We start from the raw sequence: 24090 nt of genomic DNA, 5'->3' as shown, positions 1-24090 counted from the left end.
CGATGAAGATCAAGAAGGGCGACCTGGTCCAGGTCATCACCGGCAAGGACAGGGGCAAGCAGGGCAAGGTCATCGAGGCCTACCCCCGCGAGGACCGTGTCCTGGTCGAGGGTGTCAACCGGGTCAAGAAGCACACCAAGGCCGGCCAGACCGCTCGCGGCTCGAAGACCGGCGGCATCGTGACGACCGAGGCCCCGATCCACGTGAGCAACGTTCAGCTCGTCGTGGAGAAGGACGGCAACAAGGTCGTCACCCGCGTCGGTTACCGCTTCGACGAGGACGGCAACAAGATCCGCGTTGCCAAGCGGACCGGTGAGGACATCTGATGACTACCGCCACGAACGTGCAGCCGCGTCTGAAGGCGCGCTACCGCGAGGAGATCGCGGGCAAGCTGCGTGACGAGTTCCGCTACGAGAACGTCATGCAGACCCCCGGTCTCACCAAGATCGTGGTCAACATGGGTGTGGGCGAAGCCGCCCGCGACTCCAAGCTGATCGAGGGCGCCATCCGCGACCTCGCCACGATCACCGGCCAGAAGCCGGCCGTGACCAAGGCCCGGAAGTCCATCGCGCAGTTCAAGCTGCGCGAGGGCCAGCCGATCGGTGCCCACGTCACCCTGCGGGGCGACCGGATGTGGGAGTTCCTGGACCGCCTGCTGTCGCTCGCGCTGCCGCGCATCCGCGACTTCCGCGGTCTGTCGCCGAAGCAGTTCGACGGCAGGGGCAACTACACCTTCGGTCTCACGGAACAGGTCATGTTCCACGAGATCGACCAGGACAAGATCGACCGGGTCCGAGGCATGGACATCACCGTGGTCACCACGGCGAACACCGACGAGGAAGGTCGCGCCCTGCTGCGTCACCTCGGATTCCCCTTCAAGGAGGCGTGAGCCGTGGCGAAGAAGGCTCTGATTGCCAAGGCCGCCCGCAAGCCGAAGTTCTCGGTGCGTGGCTACACGCGCTGCCAGCGCTGCGGCCGACCCCACTCCGTCTACCGCAAGTTCGGCCTGTGCCGCGTGTGCCTTCGTGAGATGGCCCACCGCGGCGAGCTGCCGGGCGTCACCAAGAGCTCCTGGTAGGTCCGCGCAAGCGGACCCGCAGGACTCTCGGTAAGAGCATCCTGGCCGGCGAACGCCCTCCCCGCGTGCCCTAGGCTTGTGGGTTGGGCGCTCGCCGCCCATGACCGTCTTACTACGCCGTAGGTCCCCGCACCGCACCCGTCCCGTCGCGTCCCGCGTACGGGGAGAGGGACGGAGCAGACAGGAAACCCCGGCGAGAGAGGCCGAAGGCCATCACATGACCATGACCGATCCGATCGCAGACATGCTGACGCGTCTGCGAAACGCGAACTCGGCTTACCACGACACCGTCGTGATGCCGCACAGCAAGATCAAGTCGCACATCGCGGAGATCCTCCAGCAGGAGGGTTACATCACCGGCTGGAAGGTCGAGGACGCCCAGGTGGGCAAGAACCTCGTCCTGGAGCTCAAGTTCGGTCCGAACCGCGAGCGTTCGATCGCCGGCATCAAGCGGATCAGCAAGCCGGGCCTGCGGGTCTACGCAAAGTCCACCAACCTGCCGAAGGTGCTCGGCGGCCTGGGCGTGGCGATCATCTCCACCTCCCACGGGCTCCTCACCGACAAGCAGGCTCAGAAGAAGGGCGTGGGTGGGGAAGTCCTCGCCTACGTCTGGTAACGGAAGGGAACGGAGGTAAAGCTCATGTCGCGTATCGGCAAGCTCCCCATCCAGGTTCCCGCCGGTGTGGACGTCACCATCGATGGCCGGACGGTCAACGTGAAGGGGCCCAAGGGCAACCTTTCGCACACCGTCGCCGCGCCCATCGAGGTCGCCAAGGGTGAGGACGGCGTCATCAACGTCACCCGCCCGAACGACGAGAGCCGGAACAAGGCCCTGCACGGTCTGTCCCGCACGCTGGTGGCGAACATGATCACTGGCGTGACCCAGGGCTACAGCAAGCAGCTCGAGATCAGCGGTGTCGGTTACCGCGTCCAGGCGAAGGGCTCCGACCTGGAGTTCTCCCTGGGCTACAGCCACCCGATCACGGTGAACGCTCCCGAGGGCATCTCCTTCAAGGTGGAGTCCCCGACCAAGCTGAGCGTCGAGGGCATCGACAAGCAGAAGGTCGGCGAGGTCGCCGCGAACATCCGCAAGCTGCGCAAGCCCGACCCGTACAAGGCCAAGGGCGTGAAGTACGCGGGCGAGGTCATCCGCCGCAAGGTCGGAAAGGCTGGTAAGTAAGCCATGGCATACGGTGTGAAGATCGCGAAGGGCAGCGCGCGCAAGGCCGCCGCTGTCAAGCGGCGCCACATCCGCGTCCGCAAGAAGGTGTCGGGCACCCCCGAGCGTCCGCGCCTGGTGGTGACGCGCTCGAACCGCCACATGGTGGCCCAGGTCATCGACGACATCGCGGGCCACACGCTGGCCTCGGCGTCGACGCTGGACAGCTCGATCCGCAGCGGTGAGGGCGACAAGACCGCCCTGGCCAAGCAGGTCGGGTCCCTGGTCGCCGAGCGCGCCAAGGCCGCGGGCATCGAGGCCGTCGTGTTCGACCGCGGCGGCAACAAGTACGCCGGGCGGATCGCCGCCCTGGCCGACGCCGCCCGCGAGGCCGGGCTCAGGTTCTGAGCCGGTCCCCACGCAAGCGGACGCATAGAGAGAGGTAATTCCAATGGCTGGACCCCAGCGCCGCGGTGGCGGCGCCGGTGGCGGCGAGCGGCGGGACCGACGGGACCGGCGGGACGGTGGCGCGGCCGCCGAGAAGACCGCGTACGTCGAGCGGGTCGTCGCGATCAACCGCGTCGCCAAGGTTGTGAAGGGTGGTCGCCGCTTCAGCTTCACCGCGCTGGTCGTGGTGGGCGACGGTGACGGCACCGTGGGTGTCGGTTACGGCAAGGCCAAGGAGGTGCCGGCCGCCATCGCCAAGGGTGTGGAGGAGGCCAAGAAGCACTTCTTCAAGGTCCCCCGGATCCAGGGCACCATCCCCCACCCGATCCAGGGTGAGGAGGCCGCGGGTGTCGTGCTGCTCAAGCCGGCCTCGCCCGGTACCGGTGTGATCGCCGGCGGCCCGGTGCGCGCCGTGCTGGAGTGCGCGGGCATCCACGACGTGCTGAGCAAGTCGCTCGGCTCGTCGAACCCCATCAACATCGTGCACGCCACGGTGGCCGCTCTGCGGGGCCTGCAGCGCCCCGAGGAGATCGCCGCCCGCCGCGGCCTGCCGCTGGAGGACGTTGCTCCCGCCGCTCTGCTGCGGGCGCGGGCTGGGGTGAGCGCCTGATGGCACGCCTGAAGGTCACCCAGACCAAGTCCTACATCGGCAGCAAGCAGAACCACCGCGACACCCTGCGTTCCCTCGGCCTCAGGCGAGTGAACGACTCGGTCGTCAAGGAGGACCGTCCCGAGATCCGCGGCATGGTGCAGACCGTCCGCCACCTCGTGACGGTCGAGGAGGTCGACTGACATGGCGGAGCAGAAGCCGCTGAAGGTCCACAACCTCCGGCCCGCCCCGGGCGCCAAGACCGCCAAGACCCGTGTGGGTCGTGGTGAGGCGTCCAAGGGCAAGACCGCCGGTCGTGGCACCAAGGGCACCAAGGCCCGCTACCAGGTTCCGGAGCGCTTCGAGGGCGGGCAGATGCCGCTGCACATGCGGCTGCCCAAGCTCAGGGGCTTCAAGAACCCCTTCCGCACCGAGTACCAGGTCGTGAACCTGGACAAGCTGGCGGACCTGTACCCCGAGGGTGGCGAGGTCACCGTCGAGGGTCTGGTCGCCAAGGGTGCGGTTCGCAAGAACCAGCTCGTGAAGGTGCTGGGCAACGGGGAGATCTCCGTGGCGCTGCAGGTGACCGTGGACAAGGTCTCCGCCTCCGCCAAGGAGAAGATCACCGCCGCCGGAGGCACCGTCACCGAGCTCGTCTGAGCACGGTGAAGTGAGCAACCGGGGGCGCCCAGGAACGGGCGTCCCCGGTTGGTCGTTCCATGGGGGGCACGGTCGCCGGTAAGGTGTCGTGCGTTATTGACCTCCGCAGGATCCCTCCTGTGGAATCTGAACCGTTTTATCCGTTGATCCTCACGACCGTAACCTCTCGCGTGTGACGCGGGGGGCGCAGGAGGCACCGTGCTCACCGCGTTCGCCCGGGCGTTCAAGACGCCCGACCTGCGCAAGAAGCTGCTGTTCACCCTCGGCATCATGGTGCTCTTCCGCCTCGGGGCACACATCCCCGTCCCGGGTGTCAGCTTCGAGAACGTCAACCTGTGTGTGAAGGAGGCCGAGGCCGGCGGTGCCGGTGCCGGTCTCTTCGGCCTGGTCAACATGTTCAGTGGTGGCGCGCTGCTGCAGTTGACCATCTTCGCGCTCGGGATCATGCCCTACATCACGGCGAGCATCATCCTGCAGCTGCTGGTGGTGGTGATCCCGAGGCTGGAGGCCCTCAAGAAGGAGGGGCAGTCCGGCCAGGCGAAGATCACACAGTACACCCGCTACCTGACGGTGGCGCTCGGCGTGCTCCAGGCCACCGGCCTGGTGGCGACGGCCCGCAGCGGCAGCCTCTTCGCGCAGTGCAGCGTCCGTGACCAGATCATTCCGGACGACTCGATCTTCACCACGATCACCATGGTGATCGTCATGACCGCCGGCACCGCGCTGATCATGTGGCTGGGTGAGCTGATCACCGACCGCGGCATCGGCAACGGCATGTCGATCCTGATGTTCGTCTCGATCGCCGCCGGCTTCCCGGGTCTGCTGTGGGCCATCAAGGTGCAGGGCAACCTGGCGGACGGCTGGATCGAGTTCGGTGTGGTGGTCCTCGCGGGTCTGGCGATGGTCGCCCTGGTGGTCTTCGTCGAGCAGGCGCAGCGCCGCATCCCCGTGCAGTACGCCAAGCGGATGATCGGGCGCCGCTCCTACGGCGGTACCTCCACCTACATTCCCCTGAAGGTGAACCAGGCGGGTGTGATCCCCGTCATCTTCGCCTCCTCCCTGCTCTACATCCCGGCGCTGATCGTTCAGTTCAGCGGGTCGCAGGCGGGCTGGGCCGACTGGGTCAACCGGCACCTCGTCACGGGTGACCACCCGTACTACATCATCACGTACTTCGTGCTGATCGTGTTCTTCGCCTTCTTCTACGTCGCCATCTCCTTCAACCCCGAAGAAGTTGCCGACAACATGAAGAAGTATGGTGGTTTCATCCCGGGTATCCGGGCCGGACGTCCCACCGCGGAGTACCTGAGCTACGTGCTGAACCGCATCACGTGGCCGGGTTCGCTGTACCTGGGTCTGATCGCTCTGGTGCCCACCGTCGCGCTGGTGTTGTTCAACGCGAATCAGAACTTCCCGTTCGGCGGGACCAGCATCCTGATCATCGTGGGTGTCGGTCTGGAGACCGTGAAGCAGATCGAGAGCCAGCTTCAGCAGCGCCATTACGAAGGGTTCCTCCGCTGATGCGAATCGTCCTCGTCGGACCGCCTGGCGCGGGCAAGGGCACGCAGGCCGCGTACCTGGCCGAGAACCTGTCCATTCCGCACATCTCCACGGGCGACCTGTTCCGCGCCAACATCAGCCAGGGCACCCAGCTCGGGCAGAAGGCGCAGGAGTACATGCGGGCGGGCAGGCTAGTACCCGACGAGGTCACCATCGGGATGGCCCGGGACCGGATGGAGCAGCCCGACGCCGCCGACGGCTTCCTGCTCGACGGCTTCCCGCGGAACATCGGCCAGGCCGAGGCCCTGGACGGCATCCTGCGGGAGTCCGGCACCCGGCTGAACGCCGTGCTGGACCTGGAGGTCCCCGAGGACGAGGTCGTGAAGCGGATCGCGGGACGGCGGATGTGCCGCAACGACAGCGGCCACATCTTCCACGTCGTGTACACCCCGCCGGAGACCGAGGGCGTCTGCGACATCTGCGGCGGCGAGCTCTACCAGCGCGAGGACGACCACGAGGACACCGTCCGCAAGCGCCTGGAGGTCTACCACACCGAGACCGAGCCGATCATCGACTACTACAAGGCCCAGGGCCTGGTGGTGACGATCTCGGCGCTCGGCAAGGTGCCCGAGGTCACCCGGCGCGCGATGGAGGCGCTCGGCCACACGGCGGAGCAGTCCGGGGCCTGACCCCGGCGAGGAACGGCGAGAAGGCCGCGGTGCCCGGGGCGGGCACCGCGGCCGTATCGTGTAGTGAACGGGCCCGGCGGCAGTGCGCCGGGCCGGATGTGCCACAGACAACCGCGAGCTGGAAGGCGTCAGCCGTCATGGTGGAGATCAAGACCCCCGAGCAGATCGCGAAGATGCGTGCGGCCGGGCTGGTCGTCGCCGCGATGCACGCGGCCTGCCGCAGGGCCGCGGTGCCCGGCGCGACCACCAAGGACCTCGACGAGGTCGCCGCGAAGGTGCTCGCCGACCACGGCGCCAAGCCGAACTTCCTCGGCTACGGCGGCTTCCCCGGTAACATCTGCACCTCGGTGAACGACGTCGTCGTCCACGGCATCCCCGACCGGGAGACGGTGCTGGAGTCGGGCGACATCATCTCCATCGACGCGGGCGCGATCGTCGACGGCTGGCACGGGGACGCGGCGATCACCGTCTTCGTCGGCGAGGGCCACGCTCCCGAGGTGCACGAGCTGAGCCGGGTCACCGAGGAGTCGATGTGGGCCGGCATCGCGGCGATGCGCAGGGGCAACCGACTGGTGGACATCTCCAGGGCGATCGAGGGCTACATCCGCCGTCAGCCCCGCCCGGCCTCCGGCCGCTACGGGATCATCGAGGACTACGGCGGCCACGGCATCGGCAGCCAGATGCACATGGACCCGCACCTGCTGAACTACGTCGAGCGCCGCCGCGGCCGGGGCCCGAAGCTGGTGCCGGGCATGTGCCTGGCGATCGAGCCGATGGTCAGCCTGGGCACGGCCAGGACCCACGTCCTCGAGGACGAGTGGACGGTCAAGACGGACGACGGCACCTGGTCCTGCCACTGGGAACACTCCGTCGCCCTGACCGAGCAGGGCCCGCTGGTGCTGACGGCGCCGGACGGTGGCCGGGCGAAGCTGGCGGAGTACGGCGTCACCACCGCCCCCGATCCGCTGGACTGACCGGGCTTCCGGGCCGGCCCTCTCCCGGGGGCCGGGCCGACGTACGGCCCGCCGGGCCGTACGGAGCGCGCGCTCCGTACGCACCACCACCGGTCCTGCGGTGAGCCGGGTGGTGTGAGTCGGGAGCCGGGCTGCGGGCCGGGTGAAGTCCCTCCGGTCCGCATAAAGATCTCCCCCGATGGGCATACATCCCCGATTCGTCTTTCCCGGAGCCGTGGCGTAGACTGGCTCGTCGGTCCATGTGTGCCTGCGTGCACCCACGGACTGACCCAGGTAGCCGATCCCGGAAGGTGAAGCGCTCAAGCATGGCCAAAAAACAAGGGGCCATCGAGATCGAGGGCACCGTCGTCGAGTCTCTCCCGAACGCGATGTTCAAGGTGGAGCTCCAGAACGGGCACCAGGTCCTCGCGCACATCAGCGGCAAGATGCGGATGCACTACATCCGTATCCTTCCCGACGACCGTGTCGTGGTGGAGCTGTCCCCCTACGACCTGACGCGCGGGCGGATCGTCTACCGCTACAAGTAGATCTCGCCCTCACTCCGCCCGGCGCGGGGTGGTGGCCTGACCCGGAGAACCTCACATCCCATGAAGGTCAAGCCGAGCGTCAAGAAGATCTGCGACAAGTGCAAGGTGATCCGCCGCCACGGCCGGGTCATGGTCATCTGCGACAACCTGCGCCACAAGCAGCGCCAGGGCTGACGCAAGACCTCGACGCCTCGCACCTCTCGCGGTTCTTCGCGCGACGCAAGCGACATGTAGATACGCAGACACCCGACCCCCCGCCGTGACATCTGTTAACGCCGGTGGGGACGACACCCCCGGACGGAGGCCGGGGACCCGGCTCGTACTCGCTACGGGAACGGTGCTGCGGAAGACCTCCAACGAAACCAGGAGCCACGTTCATGGCACGCCTCGAAGGCGTCGACCTCCCGCGCGACAAGCGCGTGGAGGTCGCTCTCACCTATGTCTTCGGCATCGGTCGCACGCTCTCCCAGCAGACGCTTGCGAACACCGGTGTGAACCCGGACACCCGCGTCCGCGACCTGACCGAGGAAGAGCTCGTCAGGATCCGTGAGTACGTCGAGGCCAACATCCGCACCGAGGGTGACCTCCGCCGCGAGATCCAGGCCGACATCCGCCGCAAGGTCGAGATCGGCAGCTACCAGGGTCTGCGTCACCGCCGCGGCCTGCCCGTCCACGGCCAGCGCACCAGCACCAACGCCCGCACCCGCAAGGGCCCGCGTCGCGCGATCGCCGGCAAGAAGAAGCCGGGCAAGAAGTAGTCCTCACCGGACACCGTCAGTGGTCCGGACCGCAGGACCGACCACCTCCATAGGAGTATTTTTCTATGCCTCCGAAGGGCCGTACGGCCGGCGCCAAGAAGGTGCGCCGCAAGGAGAAGAAGAACGTCGCCCACGGGCACGCTCACATCAAGAGCACGTTCAACAACACCATCGTTTCCATCACCGACCCCACCGGCAACGTGATTTCCTGGGCTTCCGCCGGTCACGTGGGCTTCAAGGGTTCGCGCAAGTCGACGCCGTTCGCCGCGCAGATGGCCGCCGAGTCGGCCGCCCGTCGCGCGCAGGAGCACGGCATGCGCAAGGTCGACGTGTTCGTCAAGGGTCCCGGCTCCGGCCGTGAGACCGCGATCCGCTCCCTCCAGGCCACCGGCCTCGAGGTGGGTTCGATCCAGGACGTCACCCCGACCCCGCACAACGGCTGCCGCCCGCCGAAGCGTCGCCGCGTCTGAGCCGGCAGAAGTAGGAGATACACGAACATGGCGCGTTACACCGGGGCCGACTGCAAGCGTTGCCGTCGGGAGAAGCAGAAGCTCTTCCTCAAGGGAGCCAAGTGCGAGAGCGCGAAGTGCCCGATCGAGATCCGTCCTTACCCCCCGGGTGAGCACGGACGCGGGCGCACCAAGGACAGCGAGTACCTGCTGCAGAAGCGTGAGAAGCAGAAGGCCGCCCGCATCTACGGTGTCCTCGAGAAGCAGTTCCGCGGTTACTTCAACGAGGCCAACCGCAAGCAGGGCAAGACGGGTGAGAACCTGCTCCGCATTCTGGAGTCCCGTCTGGACAACGTGGTCTACCGGGCCGGCTTCGCCAAGTCCCGCGACCACGCCCGCCAGCTCGTCCGCCACGGACACATCATGGTGAACGGCCGCAAGACCGACATCCCGTCGGCCCGCGTCGCTCCCAGCGACATCGTCGAGGTCCGCCCGTCCTCCCGTAACCTGACCCCCTTCCAGGTGGCGCAGGCGGAGGCCGGGGACAAGACGGTGCCGGCGTGGCTCGAGGCCATCCCGTCGAAGATGCGGATCCTCGTCCACTCGCTGCCCGAGCGCCAGGTGATCGACACCCAGGTGCAGGAGCAGCTGATCGTCGAGCTGTACTCCAAGTAATCCGGAGCACCGGCTCACGGTCACGGGCGGTGCGGCCCGCACGGGCCGCACCGCCCGTACCCTTGCAGTAGGCAACCGGGCCCCCGCCCGGTGCTCGGCATCAAATAGCGGTTGCCGAAGACTGGAGGCACATCCCCATGCTGATCGCTCAGCGCCCCTCACTGACCGAAGAGGTCGTGGACGAGTTCCGTTCCCGGTTCGTGATCGAACCGCTGGAGCCGGGCTTCGGCTACACCCTCGGAAACTCCCTGCGTCGCACGCTCCTGTCCTCGATCCCCGGTGCTGCCGTGACCAGCATCCGGATCGACGGCGTCCTGCACGAGTTCACCACCGTGCCGGGCGTCAAGGAGGACGTCACCGACCTGATCCTCAACATCAAGAGCCTGGTCGTCTCCTCGGAGCACGACGAGCCGGTCGTGATGTACCTGCGCAAGCAGGGCCCGGGTCTGGTCACCGCCGCCGACATCGCCCCGCCGGCCGGTGTCGAGGTGCACAACCCCGACCTGGTCCTCGCCACGCTGAACGGCAAGGGGAAGCTGGAGATGGAGCTGACCGTCGAGCGCGGTCGCGGCTACGTCTCCGCCGTGCAGAACAAGCAGGCCGGCCAGGAGATCGGCCGCATCCCGGTCGACTCCATCTACTCGCCGGTCCTCAAGGTCACCTACAAGGTCGAGGCGACCCGTGTCGAGCAGCGCACCGACTTCGACAAGCTGATCGTCGACGTCGAGACCAAGGAGTCCATGCGTCCGCGTGACGCCATGGCCTCCGCCGGCAAGACCCTGGTCGAGCTGTTCGGCCTGGCCCGCGAGCTGAACGTCGACGCCGAGGGCATCGACATGGGCCCGTCCCCGACGGACGCCGCGCTCGCCGCCGATCTGGCCCTGCCGATCGAGGAGCTGGAGCTGACCGTCCGCTCCTACAACTGCCTCAAGCGCGAGGGCATCCACTCGGTGGGCGAGCTGGTGGCCCGCTCCGAGGCGGACCTGCTCGACATCCGCAACTTCGGCGCCAAGTCGATCGACGAGGTCAAGGCGAAGCTGGCCGGCATGGGTCTGACCCTCAAGGACAGCCCGCCCGGATTCGACCCGACCGCCGCCGCGGACGCCTTCGGCGCCGACGACGACGCGGACTCCGGTTTCGTCGAGACCGAGCAGTACTGACCGGCACCGAGCGGTACTGACGCCGTTCCACACCGGCACCCCGGCCGGGCGCGGCACCCGCCCGCGCCCGGTCGGCCCACGCTCTCCGGAGCGTACGACCGAGCCTGCGAGTGCGGTCGCACGCCCCGGCTCCGGCGGGCACAAGCCCGTACGGACACTGACACCGGTACCTGATACGGCCGGTGCAGACATCGAGGAGAAGAACCATGCCGAAGCCCACCAAGGGCGCCCGCCTCGGCGGCGGCGCCGCGCACGAGAAGGCCATGCTGGCGAACCTCGCCACCGCCCTCTTCGAGCACGGCCGCATCACCACCACCGAGGCCAAGGCCCGCCGCCTGCGCCCGGTGGCCGAGCGTCTGATCACCAAGGCGAGGAAGGGCGACCTTCACAACCGCCGTCAGGTGATGCGCACGATCCTCGACAAGAGCGTCGTGCACACGCTCTTCACCGAGATCGGCCCGCGCTACGAGAACCGCCCCGGCGGTTACACCCGCATCACCAAGATCGGCAACCGCCGCGGCGACAACGCGCCCATGGCGGTCATCGAGCTGGTGGAGGCCCTGACCGTGCAGCAGGAGGCCGTCGGCGAGGCCGAGGCCGCCACGAAGCGCACGGCCAAGGAAGCCGCGGGCGACGAGGCCGTGAAGGACCTCAAGAAGGACGCCGGGCAGGACGAGGCCGCCGAGGCCCCGGCCGAGGAGAAGTCCGGGGAGACCGAGGCCGCGGCCGAGGCTCCGGCCGAGGAGAAGAAGGACGCCTGAGGCGTTCCCCGCTCCGGAGCACTCCGAGCACACCGCGGCGGACCCGCCTCCCCTTTTCCGGGAGCGGGTCCGCCGCCGTTTACGCGCTTTTCGAGAGGAACACGGTGTGAGCGACGACGTGGAGCCCGGGTACGTACGGGTCCGGCTGGACCTGTCGTACGACGGCAGGGAGTTCTCCGGCTGGGCGCGGCAGCGCGGGCGGCGCACCGTGCAGGGCGAGCTGGAGGACGCGCTGCGGGTGGTCACCCGCTCGGAAGAGGTCTTCGAGCTGACGGTGGCCGGCCGCACCGACGCGGGCGTTCACGCCCGCGGCCAGGTGGCGCACGCCGACCTGCCCGCCGACCTGTGGGAGGCGCACCGGGAGCGGCTGCCGCGCCGGCTGGCCGGGCGCCTGCCGCACGACGTACGGGTGCACCGCGTCGGTGAGGCCCCGCCCCACTTCAACGCGCGCTTCTCGGCGATCTGGCGCCGCTACGCCTACCGCGTCTGCGACCACCCGGGAGGGGTGGACCCGCTCCAGCGCGGCCATGTGCTGTGGCACGACTGGCCGCTGGACGTGGACGCCATGAACGAGGCGGCCGAGCGCCTGCTGGGGGAGCACGACTTCGCCGCCTACTGCAAGCGGCGCGAGGGCGCGACGACCATACGGACGCTCAGGGAGCTGAGCTGGCGGCGGCGCCCCGACGGCGTCGTGGAGGCCAGGGTGGTCGCCGACGCCTTCTGCCACAACATGGTGCGCTCGCTGGTGGGCGCACTGCTCTTCGTCGGCGACGGGCACCGCCCGCCGGCGTGGCCGGGGCAGGTGCTGGCGGCCGGGATGCGGGACTCGGCGGTGCACGTGGTGCGGCCGCACGGGCTCACCCTGGAGGAGGTCGGCTACCCGGCCGACGAACTGCTGGCCGCGCGCAACGCCGAGGCGCGCAACCGCCGTACGCTCCCGGGCGCGGGCCCGGCGGCGGGCGTGGCGGCCGGCTGCTGCTGAACGGCCGCCACGCCCTGCCCGCCGACCGGGCGGGGCGGTGGCGTTCGGAGCCGTTTCCGCCGGATGAGCCCCCGGTGGCCAGCCCCCAACCGTGCGTTTCCAGCCATTCCTTTGTCAGGTCCTTGACCAGCGAACATGCGAAAAGAAAGACCCACCGGGATTTCATTCGCCTCAAAGGATCTTCACAAAGCGGGGGCGGGACATGCGCACACGCACAGGCTGTTCGGGCTGGCCCTGGTGGCCGCACTGACCTTGCCGGGCGGTGCGCCGCCCCTTGTCGGCCGGGCGGTGGCCGCGGGGTGCACCGCCGGCACCGAATCGGACTTCAACGGCGACGGCGTCCGCGGCATCGCGATCACCGACCCCGGGGCCACGGTCTCCGGACACCCCGAGGCCGGGGCCGTCCACATCGTCTACGGCGGCGGGCAGGGCGCGGAGGAGATCTCCCAGGACACCGGGGGGATCCCGGGGGCGGCCGAGCCGGGAGACCGCTACGGCCACGCCCTGGCGACCTTCGACCACAACGAGGACGGCCGCGCCGACCTGGCGGTCGGCTCCCCCCCTACGAGGACATCGGTGAGGAGACCGACGCGGGATCGGCGCAGATCCTCTACGGCCCGCCCGCCGGCCTGGGCAAGGGGCCCGCCGCCCTCGACCTCCACCAGGGCAAGGGATCCGGCAGCATCGCCGCCGCGGCGGCCGAGGCCGGGGACTGGTTCGGCTACGACTCCTTCGCCGGCCAGACGGTCGCCGTCCGCACCGACGACGGCACGCTGTCCTCCCTCGCCTCCGACCAGCACGGCACCGGCGAGCTGGCCATCGACGCCACCACCGGCACCGTCGCACAGCGCCGCTCCGACCCCTACGGGCTGGAGCGGGGCCGGGCGAGCGGCACCTGGCCGGGCGAGAAGGGCTTCGTCGGCGGCACGATCGACGCCCGGACCGGGCTGACGAGCATCGGGGCGCGCGAGTACGACTCGTCGCTGGGCAAGTTCATTTCCGTTGATCCAGTCATCGGCTACACCCAGCCCCAGCAGATCAACGGCTACGCCTACGCCAACGACAGCCCGGTCACACTCTCGGACCCGACCGGTCCGGCACCGGCCGAGTGCTTCCAGGGCTGGAACTGCTCCCTGGGTGCGAACGGCTGGGACATCAAGCCACCGGAGATCACCGGGAGGAGAGGGACGCCCAGGAGGCCGAGGTCGCCTTCAACATGGCCCAGTCCCAGCAGGCGGCCGCTCAGCGGAGGGTCAAGCGGGCGGTCAAGGAACTGGTCGAGATCGCCAAGGACATCCTCGGCATCAACGCGGCGATGGACTGCTTCTCCAGCGGCGACCTCGCCGCGTGCGGAGAGACGGCTGATCGAGGATGAGGTGCAGATTGAGCGAGGAGAGGATTTCTCCCGCTTGATTCCCATCGGTGCGTCACGAACGGACATCGACATCCTCGTCATGCCGTGTGCGAGAGAGCCGAATCGACCGGCTCCGGTTATCCGGCTTGCAGGCGGGGAAATCGAAAGATACCGAACCTTCTCGGATTTCTTCCGGGGGATGATCGCCGGGAACCTTGCTGAGGCAGACTCTTCGGCGTGAACCCCCCCAGGGGTTCGTCTCTTGGTCGCGATAGCAGGTTTGAAGCCCCGTCGGGTGTGTCCTGGCGGGGCTTCTGCGTGGGGTGACGGCAGTAGTTGACGGCGACGTCAGTGGACGGGGGCGGCGCCGGGTGGCGGTTCGTCCGGCACTCCGGTGCGCTGCGGTACCTGTGTGACAGGTGGCACGACTCTCATTCCGGAGGTGGTCGACTTCGCGGAGGCTGCTGAGGGGTTGGCCGGTACCGGTGGGCAACCGCCGGCGTCGTGGTGCTGGCGGGCCCGACGGCGGCACCCGTCCAGGCGGCCGGGGACCGTCTGGGACAGCGGCCAAGGGCACCTTCCCGCTGGACAGCGGTCCCGACAAGGCCCTGTGAGGCAAGAGCGCCGACACCCGGCGCGAGATGGCCGGCACCACCGAGATCGTGGCCGCGGCGGTCGTGGTGGCCACCAGGGGCGTTGACAGGACTGACATCCCCGCGCCGCCCGGTCCGTGGCCCCGGTCCGGTCGGCGCGTCAGCCCGTGACCGAGGCCGCCGCCTGTTCCCGGCCGCGTTCGAGGATGCGGGCGAAGGCGAAGTCGGCGGCGTCCAGGCCCGCCTGGCGGGCGGCGGTCTCGGAGGGGGTGACGTCCTTGCCGCCGGTGTAGCCGGAGATGGTGAAGTACGCGTAGCGGCCCAGCGCGTTGGCGGAGGTGCGGCAGGTCACGCCGCCCCGGCAGAAGGTGGGCACGCCCGAGCCGGGCAGTGAGGCGACGTTGGGCCGGGACCGCTCCTTGGCCGTGCGCGCGGCCTCGGCGTCGTCGAAGACCGCGACGCCGACGGTGACCGCCACCCCCTCGCGCACGTACGTCACCCGGATCAGCTCGCGGCAGCCGTTGTCGGTCAGCACCGCGCCGAGCGCGCCCTGGGTGCCGGACGCGCAGCTCTTGGTGGAGGCCGTGGCGCCCTTGTCGTAGGTGCGGTCGTTGGCCTTCATCGAGTCGCCGGGGAAGAGCGTGCCGGCGCCGAGCGGGGCGGTGTCCTTCCCGGCGCTGGAGAGGAAGTCCCGGGGGTCCGGTGGCGGGGGAGGCGGCTCGGAGGAGAAGGTCGGCTCCGGCTGCTCCGGGTCGGGCCGCGGTGTATCGGCGGCCGAAGGCGTCGGGGAGTCCGAGGCGGCGGCGGAAGGGCTGGAGCCCGGTCCGCCCTCGTTGACGACGGCGATCGCGACGATCGCGGCGACGACGGCCGCCGCCACCGCTCCGCCGCCGATCCCCAGCCAGCGGCGGCGCCGGGTGCGGGCGCGCTCGCTCCGCTCGGCGAGCGCCGCCCAGTCCGGCGTGGACGGCTCCGACGGCCCCGGCTGTCCGGACGGCCCTCCCGGGCCCCAGCCCGGCCCCCCCTGCCCAAAGCTCATGCCCCGCATCTTATTCGCTTGCCGCGAGGCCGCCGGCGCGTTCACAGTCGGGGGATGGGACACGTCGAGGCCGCGCACCTGGAGTACTACCTGCCCGACGGGAGGGCGCTGCTCGGCGACGTCTCGTTCCGGGTGGGGGAGGGCTCGGTGGTGGCCCTGGTGGGCGCCAACGGGGCCGGTAAGACGACGCTGCTGCGGCTGGTCGCCGGCGAGCTGAGGCCGCACGGCGGCACGGTGACGGTCGGTGGCGGGCTCGGGGTGATGCCGCAGTTCGTGGGCTCGGTCCGGGACGAGCGCACGGTGCGCGACCTGCTGGTCTCGGTGGCCCGGCCGCGGGTGCGCCAGGCCGCGGAGGCTGTGGACGCCGCCGAGCTGAAGATCATGGAGGTCGACGACGAGGCCGCCCAGATGGGTTACGCGCAGGCGCTGGCGGACTGGGCGGAGGCCGGCGGCTACGAGGCCGAGACCGCCTGGGACGTGTGCACCACCGCCGCGCTCGGCGTCCCCTACGACAAGGCGCAGTGGCGGCAGGTGCGGACCCTGTCGGGCGGCGAGCAGAAGCGGCTGGTGCTGGAGGCGCTGCTGCGCGGCCCGGACGAGGTGCTGCTGCTGGACGAGCCGGACAACTACCTGGACGTCCCCGGCAAGCGCTGGCTGGAGGAGCGGCTGGCCGAGACCCGCAAGACGGTCCTGTTCGTCTCCCACGACCGCGAGCTGCTGGCCCGGGCGGCGCAGAAGATCGTCAGCGTGGAGCCGGGCCCGGCCGGATCGGACGTGTGGGTCCACGGCGGCGGCTTCGCCACCTACCACCAGGCCCGCAAGGAGCGCTTCGCCCGCTTCGAGGAGCTGCGGCGGCGCTGGGACGAGCAGCACGCCCGGCTGAAGGAACTGGTGAACACCCTCAAGCAGAAGGCCGCCTACAACAGCGGCATGGCCTCCCGCCTCCAGGCGGCCCGCACCCGGCTGCGGAAGTTCGAGGAGGCGGGCCCTCCGCAGGAGCCGCCGCGCGAGCAGGACATCCGGATGCGGCTGCGCGGCGGGCGCACCGGGGTGCGGGCGGTCACCTGTTCCGGGCTGGAGCTGACCGGGCTGATGAAGCCGTTCGACCTGGAGGTCTTCTACGGGGAGCGGGTCGCGGTGCTGGGCTCCAACGGCTCGGGGAAGTCGCACTTCCTGCGGCTGCTGGCCGGCGGCGACGTCGCCCACACCGGCGGGTGGAAGCTGGGCGCCCGGGTGGTGCCCGGCCACTTCGCCCAGACACACGCCCACCCCGAGCTGGAGGACCGCACCCTGCTCGACGTCCTGTGGACCGGGCACGCGAAGGACCGGGGCGCGGCGATGTCCGCGCTGCGCCGCTACGAGCTGGACCGCCAGGCCGAGCAGCCCTTCGGGAAGCTGTCGGGCGGTCAGCAGGCCCGCTTCCAGATCCTGCTGCTGGAGCTGGCCGGATCGACGGCGCTGCTGCTGGACGAGCCGACCGACAACCTGGACCTGGAGAGCGCCGAGGCGCTCCAGCAGGGGCTGGAGGCGTACGAGGGGACGGTGCTGGCGGTGACGCACGACCGCTGGTTCGCCCGCTCCTTCGACCGCTTCCTGGTCTTCGGCGCGGACGGCAGGGTGCGCGAGGCGCCGGAGCCGGTCTGGGAGGAGGGGCGGGTGGCGCGGGCGCGCTGAGAGGTCCGCGGGAGGGCTCCGGCGCGCCCTCCGGGGGAGGGGCGTTTTGACCCGTGCGGAGGACGGCCGGTATCCTGCTGGTTCGTTGTGCGTATTGGCTTGCTCGTTCTCACGTGAGAGGCCGCTACGCCTGGTCCACCAGGACGATGACCAGCGACCCGCGCCGGCTTGCGTCACCGGAGTGCGGTCAGGGCTGTCGTGATCTCCGGTGACCTTGTCAGGAAACACTCACTGAAGAAGCGAAGGCTACGACCGTGCGTACGTACAGCCCCAAGCCCGGCGACGTCCAGCGCCAGTGGCACGTCATCGACGCCACCGACGTCGTCCTGGGCCGTCTGGCCTCCCAGGCCGCCACCCTTCTGAGGGGCAAGCACAAGCCGGTGTACGCGCCGCACGTTGACGCTGGTGACTTCGTCATCATCATCAACGCCGACAAGGTGCACCTCTCCGGCAACAAGCGGACCCAGAAGCTGGCCTACCGCCACTCCGGCTACCCCGGCGGTCTGCGGTCCGTCCGCTACGACGACCTGCTGAAGAACAACCCGGAGAAGGCCGTGGAGAAGGCCATCAAGGGCATGATCCCGAAGAACTCCCTGGGCCGCCAGATGCTCTCGAAGCTGAAGGTCTACGCGGGCGAGAACCACCCGCACGGCGCCCAGCAGCCGGTCCCGTTCGAGATCACCCAGGTCGCGCAGTAGTCCGGCCACAACCAAGACTGAAGAGAGCTTAAGGAGAACCGTGGCCGAGACCACCGCCGAGACCCCGATCGAAGAGGTCGAGCAGTACACCACCGAGACCCCCGAGGGCGTCGAGGAGTACACTACCGAGTCCCTCGCGTCCCGTTTCGGTGAGCCCCAGCCGGGCGCCGGCACCGGGCGACGCAAGAACGCCATCGCCCGCGTCCGCATCGTTCCGGGCAGCGGCCAGTGGAAGATCAACGGCCGCACCCTCGAGGCCTACTTCCCGAACAAGGTGCACCAGCAGGAAGTCAACGAGCCGTTCAAGGTTCTGGAGCTGGACAACCGCTACGACGTCGTCGCCCGCATCAGCGGCGGCGGCGTCTCCGGCCAGGCCGGCGCGCTGCGCCTGGGCGTGGCCCGCGCCCTGAACGAGGCGGACGTGGAGAACAACCGCGGCCCGCTGAAGAAGGCCGGCTTCCTGACCCGCGACGCCCGCGCGGTCGAGCGGAAGAAGGCCGGTCTGAAGAAGGCCCGCAAGGGTACCCAGTACAGCAAGCGCTGATCAGCGCCTCGCTGTCTGCTGGAATCCCTGGGATCCGCTGATGAGCGCCCCGACAGCACCGTCACGGTGCGTCGGGGCGCTCGTCTTCGGGCCACCGCCCGCCTCCGGACCGGCGCGTCCGGTGGGGCGACCGTCGGCACGCCGCGGTCACGGCCGTGCCGAATCCGCCGCCAAGGGGCGTATACCTGGATCGACCGGGCCTCGGCATGCCCGGAGCTCAGCTCGGAACTCGGAGGAACCACGGTGGGACGACTCTTCGGTACGGACGGTGTGCGCGGAGTCGCCAACGCCGACCTGACCGCCGAAATGGCGCTCGGTCTGTCGGTCGCGGCGGCGCACGTGCTCGCCGAGGCGGGTACGTTCAAGGGCCATCGCCCGGTGGCGGTGGTCGGACGTGATCCGCGCGCGTCCGGGGAGTTCCTGGAGGCCGCCGTGGTGGCCGGGCTGGCCAGTGCGGGCGTGGACGTGCTGCGGGTGGGCGTGCTGCCGACCCCGGCCGTGGCGTACCTGACCGGCGCGCTCGGCGCCGACCTGGGCGTGATGCTGTCCGCCAGCCACAACCCCATGCCCGACAACGGCATCAAGTTCTTCGCCCGCGGCGGCCACAAGCTCGCCGACGAGCTGGAGGACCGCATCGAGCGGACCTACCGCGAGCACGCCTCCGGTGAGCCCTGGGACCGCCCGACGGGCGCCGGGGTGGGCCGGGTGAAGGAGTACGACGAGGGCTTCGACAAGTACGTCGCCCACCTCGTCGGCGTCCTGCCCAACCGGCTCGACGGGCTCAGGGTCGTCATCGACGGCGCGCACGGCGCGGCGGCGCGGGTCTCCCCGGAGGCGTTCGCGCGGGCGGGCGCCGAGGTGGTCACCATCGCCACCGAGCCCGACGGGCTCAACATCAACGACGGCTGCGGCTCCACCCACCTCCAGGGGCTGCGCGCGGCCGTCGTCGAGCACGGCGCCGACCTGGGCGTGGCCCACGACGGCGACGCCGACCGCTGCCTGGCCGTGGACGCGGCCGGCGAGGAGATCGACGGCGACCAGATCCTCAGCGTGCTGGCCCTGGGCATGAAGGAGGCCGGCACGCTGCGGAGGAACACCGTGGTGGCCACGGTGATGTCCAACCTCGGCTTCAAGCTCGCCATGGAGCACGAGGGCGTCGAACTGCTCCAGACGGCGGTCGGCGACCGCTATGTGCTGGAGGAGATGAAGCGCGGCGGCTACTCGCTGGGCGGCGAGCAGTCCGGGCACGTGATCGCCCTGGACCACGCCACCACCGGCGACGGCACCCTGACCGGTCTGATGCTGGCCGCGCGGGTGGCCGCCACCGGCCGGCCCCTGGCGGAGCTGGCGGGCGTCATGCGGCGCCTGCCGCAGGTGCTGGTCAACGTGCGGGACGTGGACAAGACCCGGGTCACCTCCTCGGCCCGGCTGGCCACCGCCGTGAACGAGGCCGAGAAGGAACTGGGCGAGACCGGCCGGGTGCTGCTGCGCTCCTCCGGCACCGAGCCGCTGGTGCGGGTGATGGTCGAGGCCGCCGACCTGGAGCAGGCCCGCGCGGTGGCTCAGCGGCTGGCGGACGAGGTCAAGTCGGCGCTGGGCTGACGGTCCGTGCGGGCGCGCGGCCCGGGCACGACAGGAGGCGGGGGCGGCCCCGGCCGCCCCCGCCTCCTGTCCCTCACGCCCGGCGTGAGCCGAGCCGGCGCGGGCCGTGTCCTCCGTGCGGTGCGGCGAAGCGGCCGGCCGGCGGGCCGTACCGGCTCGCGGAGCCGAGGGCCGTCATCACGCTCGACAACCCGGCCTCGCGGGCGGTGCCGGCGCGGGCGGGGTTCACGGTCGTCGGGCAGGCCGTACCCGACGGACGCCCCGGCCTCCACCACCGACCGCGGCTGGACGCCGCCGCCCGACGGCGCGCGTGCCGCGGCCGTTCAGAGCTTGCGCAGCGACAGGCGCTGGACCTTGTGGTCCGGGCCCTTGCGCAGGATCAGGCCGGCGCGGCCCCGGGTCGGGACGATGTTCTCCTGGAGGTTCGGACGGTTGATCGTCCGCCAGATCCCGCGCGCGTAGTCCAGCGCCTCCTCCTGCGACACCTGCGTGTACCTGCGGAAGTAGGAGAACGGGTTCTGGAAGGCCGTCTCGCGCAGCTTGCGGAAGCGGCCCAGGTACCACCGCTCGATGTCCTCGGTGCGCGCGTCCACGTAGACGGAGAAGTCGAAGTAGTCGGCGACGGCCAGCCGGGTGCGGCCGTCCTTGCCCGGCAGGGCCGGCTGGAGGACGTTGAGTCCCTCGACGATCAGGATGTCGGGGCGGCGCACCGTCAGCACCTCGCCGGGAACGATGTCGTAGATCAGGTGCGAGTAGACGGGGGCGGTGACCTCCTCCCGGCCCGACTTGACGTCCGCGACGAACCGGGTGAGGGCGCGGCGGTCGTAGGACTCGGGGAACCCCTTGCGCGCCATCAGCCCGCGCCGGTGCAGCTCCGCGTTCGGCAGCAGGAAGCCGTCAGTGGTCACCAGCTCCACCCGCGGATGCTCGGGCCAGCGGGCCAGCAGCGCACGCAGCAGCCGGGCCACCGTGGACTTGCCGACCGCGACGCTGCCCGCGACCCCGATGACGAACGGGGTGCCGCGCTGGGCGCCGTGCCCGCCGCCCGCGTCGCCGAGGAAGGTGTTGAGCGCGCCGCGCAGCCCGTGGGTGGCGCCGACGTAGAGGTTGAGCAGCCGGGACAGCGGCAGGTAGACGTCCCGCACCTCGTCGAGGTCGATGACGTCGCCGAGTCCGCGCAGCTCCTCCACCTCCGCGGCGGTCAGGGGCAGCGGGGTCTTCTCCCGCAGGGCGCTCCACTCGGCCCGTCCGAGGTCGACGAAGGGACTCGCGTCGGACGGCCGGCCGCGGCGCTGCTGCGACAGGACACCGGACGCGGCGGAGGGCCCGGAGGCGGTGACGGGGGTGGACACGGGCCCATTGTCGGGCCGCGCGCGGCCGGTCTCACGGCCGTTCCCATGTGATCAGCAGCACAGATGTGCGTGCGAGGGGGTGTACGCGGCGGTCCGGCGCGGATACGTTGACCGCATTCGCGCACTTGCTCCATGTGTGTGAACCCGCCGCGCGGGCCCCTGCCCGCTTCCGGCGGGGTCCGTCTGCCACCGGCCCGGAGGGGATCCGTATGCCGCTTCCGTTCCAGCGCTCCCGCACGGCGCGCCGCCGCCTCGCCGCGCAGAGATCCGCCGAGGCGTGCGACGCCCGGGCGTGGGAGGAACTCCTGGACGAACTGCCCGACGCGGACCTGGGGGAGCACCCCGACGACGCGCTGGAGACGTACCGGCCGGGCGGCATGCCGCGGTGCGAGGAGGCGGAGTACCTGGAGATCGTCAGACGGGCGGTCGGACGAATAGGGCGAGGGCGCTGACAGCCCTCGCCCCCGACTGCCCTTAGGCTGCATCACATGTGCGGAATCGTTGGTTATGTGGGAGGGCAGTCCGCCCTCGACGTCGTCATCGCGGGACTGAAGCGGTTGGAGTACCGCGGTTATGACTCGGCGGGCGTTGCCGTCCTCGCCGACGGCGGGCTGGCCGCCGCGAAGAAGGCCGGGAAACTGGGCAACCTCGGCAAGCTGCTGGACGAGCGCCCGCTGCCGGCCGGCGCCACCGGCATCGGTCACACCCGGTGGGCCACCCACGGCGGGCCGACCGACGCCAACGCGCATCCGCACCTGGACAACTCCGGGCGGGTCGCGGTCGTCCACAACGGCATCATCGAGAACTTCGCCGCGCTCCGCGCCGAACTGGCCGAGCGCGGCCACGAGCTGACCTCCGAGACCGACACCGAGGTCGTGGCCCACCTGCTCGCCGAGAACTTCTCCTCCTGCGGCGACCTGGCCGAGTCCATGCGGCAGGTGTGCCGCCGGCTGGAGGGCGCCTTCACCCTCGTCGCCGTCCACGCCGACGAGCCCGACACCGTCGTCGGTGCCCGGCGGAACTCGCCGCTGGTGGTCGGCGTCGGCGAGGGCGAGAACTTCCTCGCCTCCGACGTCGCCGCGTTCATCGCCCACACCCGCGAGGCCATCGAGCTGGGCCAGGACCAGGTCGTGGAGCTGAGGCGGGACCGGGTGACGGTCACCGACTTCGACGGAGCCCCCGCCGACACCCGCGCCTACCACGTGGACTGGGACGCCTCGGCCGCCGAGAAGGGCGGCTACGACTACTTCATGCTCAAGGAGATCGCCGAGCAGCCCAAGGCGGTCGCCGACACCCTCCTGGGCCGCATCGACGAGGCCGGCCGGCTGGCCCTGGACGAGGTGCGCATCCCCGACCACGTGCTGCGCGAGATCGACAAGGTCGTCATCGTGGCGTGCGGCACGGCCTACCACGCCGGGATGATCGCCAAGTACGCCATCGAGCACTGGACGCGCGTCCCCTGCGAGACCGAGCTGGCCAGCGAGTTCCGCTACCGGGACCCGATCATGGACCAGCGCACGCTCGTCGTCGCCATCAGCCAGTCCGGCGAGACCATGGACACCCTGATGGCGCTGCGCCACGCCCGTGAGCAGGGTGCCAAGGTGCTGGCCATCTGCAACACCAACGGCTCCACGATCCCGCGCGAGTCCGACGCGGTGCTCTACACCCACGCCGGGCCCGAGGTCGCGGTCGCCTCCACCAAGGCGTTCCTGACCCAGCTCGTCGCCTGCTACCTCGTCGCCCTCTACCTGGGCCAGGTGCGCGGCACCAAGTGGGGCGACGAGATCGGCTCGGTGATCCGGGAGCTGTCGCAGATCTCCACGGAGGTCGAGAAGGTCCTGGCCACCATGGAGCCGGTGCGGGAACTGGCCCGCTCCCTGGCGGACAAGAACACCGTGCTCTTCCTCGGCCGCCATGTGGGCTTCCCCGTCGCCCTGGAGGGCGCGCTCAAGCTCAAGGAGCTGGCGTACATGCACGCCGAGGGCTTCGCGGCCGGAGAGCTCAAGCACGGCCCGATCGCGCTGATCGAGGAGGACCTGCCGGTGGTGGTGGTCGTGCCGTCGCCGCGCGGCCGGTCCGTGCTGCACGACAAGATCGTCTCCAACATCCAGGAGATCCGGGCCCGGGGCGCGCGGACCATCGTCATCGCCGAGGAGGGCGACGAGACGGTCGTGCCGTACGCCGACCACCTGGTGCGCATCCCCGCCACGCCCACCCTGCTCCAGCCGCTGGTGGCCACCGTGCCGCTGCAGGTCTTCGCCTGCGAGCTGGCCACGGCCCGCGGCAACGAGGTGGACCAGCCGCGCAACCTGGCCAAGTCGGTGACGGTGGAGTGAACCGGACCCGCGGCCGGACCGGGGGCCCCCGGCGGGCGGGGGTCCGCCGGTGATCGTCGGGGTGGGGATCGACGTCGCCTCCATCGACCGCTTCGCCGGCGCGCTGGCCCGCACCCCCGCCATGGCCGATCGGCTGTTCACCCCCGCCGAGCAGACCCTGCCCGGCGGGGAGCGGCGCTCGGTGGCCTCCCTGGCGGCGCGGTTCGCCGCCAAGGAGGCCCTGGCCAAGGCGCTGGGCGCGCCCGGCGGGCTGGTGTGGACGGACGCGGAGGTGCACGCCTCCGAGCACGGGCAGCCGCTGCTGCGGGTGACCGGCACCGTCGCCGCCCGCGCCGCCGAGCTGGGGGTGCGCCACTGGCACGTCTCCCTCAGCCATGACGCGGGGGTGGCGACGGCCGTCGTGATCGCCGAGAGCTGATCACCGGGAGCCGGCCGCCGGGGTGCCCGGCCGGCGCCGCCGAAGGCGGGTGGATCCGGCGGCGGGCGGTCA

The 24090-nt window shown here is 70.4% G+C and carries 30 protein-coding genes and 1 pseudogene; 29 read left to right on the top strand and 2 right to left on the bottom strand.

The features are described 5' to 3' along the window. Window positions 1-2: 2 nt before the first annotated feature. The 22 genes and pseudogenes from rplX to ACGRHY_RS10250 all read left to right on the top strand — a co-directional run bounded on the left by rplX (window position 3) and on the right by ACGRHY_RS10250 (window position 13783). Complete coding sequence (gene rplX / locus ACGRHY_RS10355; protein ID WP_093851453.1) at window positions 3-326, top strand: 50S ribosomal protein L24; 324 nt, start codon at window positions 3-5, stop codon at window positions 324-326. Next, entirely contained in the window at window positions 326-889 is a 564-nt protein-coding gene (gene rplE, locus ACGRHY_RS10350; RefSeq protein WP_394635093.1) for a 50S ribosomal protein L5, read from the top strand. Before rplX ends, rplE begins: the two co-directional genes overlap by 1 nt. Before the next feature lie 3 nt (window positions 890-892). Beyond that, a complete protein-coding gene (locus ACGRHY_RS10345) occupies window positions 893-1078 on the top strand; it encodes a type Z 30S ribosomal protein S14 (protein WP_097230640.1) in 186 nt (61 codons plus the stop codon). A gap of 217 nt (window positions 1079-1295) precedes the next feature. Beyond that, window positions 1296-1694: a 30S ribosomal protein S8 gene (rpsH, locus tag ACGRHY_RS10340; RefSeq protein ID WP_155071596.1), complete on the top strand. Its 399-nt coding sequence runs from the start codon at window positions 1296-1298 to the stop codon at window positions 1692-1694. Between the two features lie 24 nt (window positions 1695-1718). Continuing rightward, a complete protein-coding gene (rplF, locus tag ACGRHY_RS10335) occupies window positions 1719-2258 on the top strand; it encodes a 50S ribosomal protein L6 (RefSeq protein ID WP_394635092.1) in 540 nt (179 codons plus the stop codon). Window positions 2259-2261: 3 nt separating this feature from the next. Next, the gene (rplR, locus tag ACGRHY_RS10330; protein WP_394635091.1) at window positions 2262-2645 is read left to right on the top strand and encodes a 50S ribosomal protein L18; all 384 of its coding nucleotides are present in this window, start codon (window positions 2262-2264) and stop codon (window positions 2643-2645) included. 43 nt (window positions 2646-2688) lie between these two features. After that, window positions 2689-3294, top strand: a complete 606-nt coding sequence (rpsE, locus tag ACGRHY_RS10325; RefSeq protein ID WP_093660621.1) for a 30S ribosomal protein S5 — start codon at window positions 2689-2691, stop codon at window positions 3292-3294. Further along, the gene (rpmD, locus tag ACGRHY_RS10320) at window positions 3294-3476 is read left to right on the top strand and encodes a 50S ribosomal protein L30 (RefSeq protein WP_093660623.1); all 183 of its coding nucleotides are present in this window, start codon (window positions 3294-3296) and stop codon (window positions 3474-3476) included. Before rpsE ends, rpmD begins: the two co-directional genes overlap by 1 nt. A gap of 1 nt (window position 3477) precedes the next feature. Further along, complete coding sequence (rplO, locus tag ACGRHY_RS10315; RefSeq protein ID WP_394635090.1) at window positions 3478-3933, top strand: 50S ribosomal protein L15; 456 nt, start codon at window positions 3478-3480, stop codon at window positions 3931-3933. A gap of 198 nt (window positions 3934-4131) precedes the next feature. Continuing rightward, window positions 4132-5454, top strand: a complete 1323-nt coding sequence (secY, locus tag ACGRHY_RS10310; protein ID WP_394635089.1) for a preprotein translocase subunit SecY — start codon at window positions 4132-4134, stop codon at window positions 5452-5454. Then, a complete protein-coding gene (locus ACGRHY_RS10305) occupies window positions 5454-6122 on the top strand; it encodes an adenylate kinase (RefSeq protein ID WP_394635088.1) in 669 nt (222 codons plus the stop codon). The genes secY and ACGRHY_RS10305 overlap by 1 nt, the downstream gene beginning before the upstream one ends. Window positions 6123-6259: 137 nt before the next feature. Then, window positions 6260-7096, top strand: a complete 837-nt coding sequence (map, locus tag ACGRHY_RS10300; RefSeq protein ID WP_394635087.1) for a type I methionyl aminopeptidase — start codon at window positions 6260-6262, stop codon at window positions 7094-7096. 305 nt (window positions 7097-7401) lie between these two features. Then, on the top strand, window positions 7402-7623 hold the full coding sequence (gene infA / locus ACGRHY_RS10295; protein ID WP_003948620.1) for a translation initiation factor IF-1: 222 nt from the start codon (window positions 7402-7404) through the stop codon (window positions 7621-7623). A gap of 60 nt (window positions 7624-7683) precedes the next feature. Beyond that, complete coding sequence (rpmJ, locus tag ACGRHY_RS10290; protein ID WP_003956441.1) at window positions 7684-7797, top strand: 50S ribosomal protein L36; 114 nt, start codon at window positions 7684-7686, stop codon at window positions 7795-7797. A 203-nt stretch (window positions 7798-8000) separates the two neighbouring features. Next, window positions 8001-8381 (top strand): 30S ribosomal protein S13, encoded by a 381-nt coding sequence (gene rpsM, locus ACGRHY_RS10285; RefSeq protein WP_206348889.1) that lies wholly within the window; start codon window positions 8001-8003, stop codon window positions 8379-8381. A gap of 65 nt (window positions 8382-8446) precedes the next feature. After that, window positions 8447-8851, top strand: coding sequence for a 30S ribosomal protein S11 (gene rpsK, locus ACGRHY_RS10280; RefSeq protein WP_004571845.1), 405 nt, complete (start codon window positions 8447-8449; stop codon window positions 8849-8851). 27 nt (window positions 8852-8878) lie between these two features. Continuing rightward, window positions 8879-9505, top strand: a complete 627-nt coding sequence (rpsD, locus tag ACGRHY_RS10275; protein ID WP_394635086.1) for a 30S ribosomal protein S4 — start codon at window positions 8879-8881, stop codon at window positions 9503-9505. A gap of 137 nt (window positions 9506-9642) precedes the next feature. Continuing rightward, window positions 9643-10665, top strand: coding sequence for a DNA-directed RNA polymerase subunit alpha (locus ACGRHY_RS10270; RefSeq protein WP_093660637.1), 1023 nt, complete (start codon window positions 9643-9645; stop codon window positions 10663-10665). Between the two features lie 206 nt (window positions 10666-10871). Beyond that, a complete protein-coding gene (rplQ, locus tag ACGRHY_RS10265) occupies window positions 10872-11426 on the top strand; it encodes a 50S ribosomal protein L17 (RefSeq protein WP_394635085.1) in 555 nt (184 codons plus the stop codon). 106 nt (window positions 11427-11532) lie between these two features. Continuing rightward, complete coding sequence (truA, locus tag ACGRHY_RS10260) at window positions 11533-12408, top strand: tRNA pseudouridine(38-40) synthase TruA (protein WP_394635084.1); 876 nt, start codon at window positions 11533-11535, stop codon at window positions 12406-12408. 74 nt (window positions 12409-12482) lie between these two features. Continuing rightward, window positions 12483-13442: pseudogene (locus tag ACGRHY_RS10255) on the top strand (RHS repeat domain-containing protein); the annotation flags it as partial. A gap of 74 nt (window positions 13443-13516) precedes the next feature. Then, on the top strand, window positions 13517-13783 hold the full coding sequence (locus ACGRHY_RS10250; protein ID WP_394638213.1) for a hypothetical protein: 267 nt from the start codon (window positions 13517-13519) through the stop codon (window positions 13781-13783). A gap of 732 nt (window positions 13784-14515) precedes the next feature. On the opposite strand, the gene ACGRHY_RS10245 is transcribed toward ACGRHY_RS10250, so the two are convergent. Continuing rightward, window positions 14516-15394, bottom strand: a complete 879-nt coding sequence (locus tag ACGRHY_RS10245) for a hypothetical protein (RefSeq protein WP_394635083.1) — start codon at window positions 15392-15394, stop codon at window positions 14516-14518. Window positions 15395-15448: 54 nt separating this feature from the next. Here ACGRHY_RS10245 and ACGRHY_RS10240 point away from each other — a divergent pair, with 54 nt between their 5' ends. The 4 genes from ACGRHY_RS10240 to glmM all read left to right on the top strand — a co-directional run bounded on the left by ACGRHY_RS10240 (window position 15449) and on the right by glmM (window position 19912). Next, window positions 15449-17068 carry an ABC-F family ATP-binding cassette domain-containing protein gene (locus tag ACGRHY_RS10240; protein ID WP_394635082.1) on the top strand — a complete coding sequence of 540 codons (1620 nt, stop codon included), beginning with the start codon at window positions 15449-15451 and terminating at the stop codon, window positions 17066-17068. Window positions 17069-17322: 254 nt separating this feature from the next. Then, window positions 17323-17766 (top strand): 50S ribosomal protein L13, encoded by a 444-nt coding sequence (gene rplM / locus ACGRHY_RS10235; protein ID WP_394635081.1) that lies wholly within the window; start codon window positions 17323-17325, stop codon window positions 17764-17766. A gap of 40 nt (window positions 17767-17806) precedes the next feature. Then, on the top strand, window positions 17807-18310 hold the full coding sequence (rpsI, locus tag ACGRHY_RS10230) for a 30S ribosomal protein S9 (protein WP_093660649.1): 504 nt from the start codon (window positions 17807-17809) through the stop codon (window positions 18308-18310). 243 nt (window positions 18311-18553) lie between these two features. Further along, window positions 18554-19912: a phosphoglucosamine mutase gene (glmM, locus tag ACGRHY_RS10225; RefSeq protein WP_394635080.1), complete on the top strand. Its 1359-nt coding sequence runs from the start codon at window positions 18554-18556 to the stop codon at window positions 19910-19912. Between the two features lie 323 nt (window positions 19913-20235). On the opposite strand, the gene coaA is transcribed toward glmM, so the two are convergent. Next, window positions 20236-21216: a type I pantothenate kinase gene (coaA, locus tag ACGRHY_RS10220; protein ID WP_394637986.1), complete on the bottom strand. Its 981-nt coding sequence runs from the start codon at window positions 21214-21216 to the stop codon at window positions 20236-20238. Between the two features lie 257 nt (window positions 21217-21473). On the opposite strand from coaA, the gene ACGRHY_RS10215 reads away from it, so the two are divergent. The 3 genes from ACGRHY_RS10215 to ACGRHY_RS10205 are packed head-to-tail and all read left to right on the top strand — an operon-like array spanning window position 21474 to window position 24018. Further along, a complete protein-coding gene (locus ACGRHY_RS10215; RefSeq protein ID WP_394635079.1) occupies window positions 21474-21716 on the top strand; it encodes a hypothetical protein in 243 nt (80 codons plus the stop codon). Window positions 21717-21752: 36 nt separating this feature from the next. Next, window positions 21753-23600, top strand: a complete 1848-nt coding sequence (gene glmS, locus ACGRHY_RS10210; protein WP_394635078.1) for a glutamine--fructose-6-phosphate transaminase (isomerizing) — start codon at window positions 21753-21755, stop codon at window positions 23598-23600. Window positions 23601-23649: 49 nt separating this feature from the next. Beyond that, window positions 23650-24018: a holo-ACP synthase gene (locus tag ACGRHY_RS10205; protein ID WP_394635077.1), complete on the top strand. Its 369-nt coding sequence runs from the start codon at window positions 23650-23652 to the stop codon at window positions 24016-24018. The last annotated feature ends 72 nt before the right edge of the window (window positions 24019-24090 follow it).

The organism is Streptomyces shinuiensis (genome assembly GCF_043660855.1).
GTDB lineage: Bacteria > Actinomycetota > Actinomycetes > Streptomycetales > Streptomycetaceae > Streptomyces.
The sequence above is the reverse complement of the archived record's forward strand: the minus strand, read 5'-3'. Positions and strand labels throughout refer to the sequence as shown.